This window comes from Vibrio sp. 10N.222.48.A3, from assembly GCF_041475345.1.
Classification (GTDB): Bacteria; Pseudomonadota; Gammaproteobacteria; order Enterobacterales; family Vibrionaceae; genus Vibrio; species Vibrio tasmaniensis_A.
The window spans coordinates 1-1,535 of record NZ_JBFRVX010000705.1 but is presented as its reverse complement, the minus strand read 5'-3'; the positions used below and the strand labels follow the sequence as shown (position 1 = coordinate 1,535).

At 42.1% G+C, this 1,535-nt stretch carries 2 protein-coding genes; one reads left to right on the top strand and one right to left on the bottom strand.

The features are described from left to right. Nucleotides 1-59: 59 nt before the first annotated feature. The gene (locus AB4653_RS18665) at nucleotides 60-371 is read left to right on the top strand and encodes a DUF6482 family protein (protein ID WP_009848433.1); all 312 of its coding nucleotides are present in this window, start codon (nucleotides 60-62) and stop codon (nucleotides 369-371) included. 115 nt (nucleotides 372-486) lie between these two features. Here the strand turns inward: AB4653_RS18665 and mutH are convergent, their stop codons facing one another. Next, nucleotides 487-1,152 carry a DNA mismatch repair endonuclease MutH gene (mutH, locus tag AB4653_RS18660; protein ID WP_086017877.1) on the bottom strand — a complete coding sequence of 222 codons (666 nt, stop codon included), beginning with the start codon at nucleotides 1,150-1,152 and terminating at the stop codon, nucleotides 487-489. Nucleotides 1,153-1,535 lie beyond the last annotated feature (383 nt).

Here is a 1,535-nt window from a genome sequence, read left to right as displayed (position 1 = left end):
TCGTTATCTAGTAAAGGTAAATAGTTCGGCTAAGCTTTACAGAGCAAGGGAGGCTGACTATGCAGAAGCATCAATTAGACATGTGGTTACATGGAGAGCACAAAGACTCTTATCAGACACCGAAAGTGTACGTTATTGGTTGCTCTGATATCTCTGAATATTTGCTGGCGGTGGAGTACAAACACAAGCTAGAACCGGTAAAGCAAGACGGCGAGCCGCTTCACTTTGGATCCTTGGATCAAGTGAAAGAGGAATTACTCCGGCTCGGCTTTGAAAAGGCCTACCTTCGCTTGCACAACGCGTATGATGAGTTTGGTAATGAACCCAACCAAAGCTACTGCGATATTGAACTGGCGCTCAAACCTCATTAGAGAGTATTCTTAACGAGCGTTGTAGTGAGAAATTACTTCTAAATTGAGACGGTTTATAACGTACTGATCTTTTAGCCTATCTATGCTAGATAAAACCTCTATGCGTAATGGCTTTCTATGCGTAATGGGTTGTCAGCAATCTGTGGGTGAATTGAGTTCGTAGATAGAAACCACGAGGTTTGGTCTTTATTGGTTTTCCACTTGCACCGTAAGCTTCTGTTAACACTCGACTGTTGGCGGCTTTTGGTCGCAAATGCAGTGCTTCGCCGTGTCTTGCTGTTATCTGTTCAACATTACCTAACACGATCAGCTCCATGAGCTCTTCCCAATCCCTTTTTAAGATCTCGTCTTCCGCTTGGGTTGGTGTCCACAATAAAGGGGATCCTACATGCCTTTCTGCCAGTGGGATCTCTCTTTCTCCCTCTACCGGGATCCACAACACTTTAGACAGCTTGTTTCGAACGTGACTGGTTTCCCACGTTATGCCTTGCACGCCCATCAATGGCGCGACACAAACAAAGGTGGTTTCGAGTGGCTTCCCTGAATAACCAATCGGGATACTTTTTAGCTCGATCCCGAGCTTGGCAAAATCTTGTTCTGGTTTACTGCCAGCTGGCGCACCCAAGTGCCATTCCAATAGTTGTCCAACCCAGCCTTTATCTCGCTTTAGGTCGTTTGGTACAACCATATTGGCTTCATCGGCGAGCTCTTTGAAGGTCATTCCTGCAATAGCATATGCTCTGTCTAACAGCTCTTGTTGTGTTTGTGGTTCTGGTTTCATAATAAAAGGCATGATCAAAAAAATGATTTTACCAGAAGTTATCACCATATGACGACTGGTTAAGAAATGATCGCCTTGCTAGAAAAGGGATCAAACTCATGGTTATCCACAGGACATGAAGGTAATTAATTGAAATATTAATTTAGTGGATAAATAAACAGGGGTTTGCAGGGGATAAAATGCTTGCTAAATAGGGTTTGAAATGAATCTTTCACTTACTAGTGTGGATAAACATCGGAGTGGTTGATCTTTAACCATGGGTGGTTTTTAAAAGATCTTTTTATTTTCTCATGTTTTTAAAATTGATGGGTTTGTTTCAATTTATTGATTATTAATTGTTTTTTTGTCGGTGGGTGGTTTTTTGTTTTTGGTCCTGATAAATC

Bases quoted from the DNA above. Each gene is read 5' to 3' on its own strand.
- AB4653_RS18665 (WP_009848433.1), top strand. From the start codon at position 60: ATGCAGAAGCATCAATTAGACATGTGGTTACATGGAGAGCACAAAGAC.
- mutH (WP_086017877.1), bottom strand. From the start codon at position 1,152: ATGAAACCAGAACCACAAACACAACAAGAGCTGTTAGACAGAGCATAT.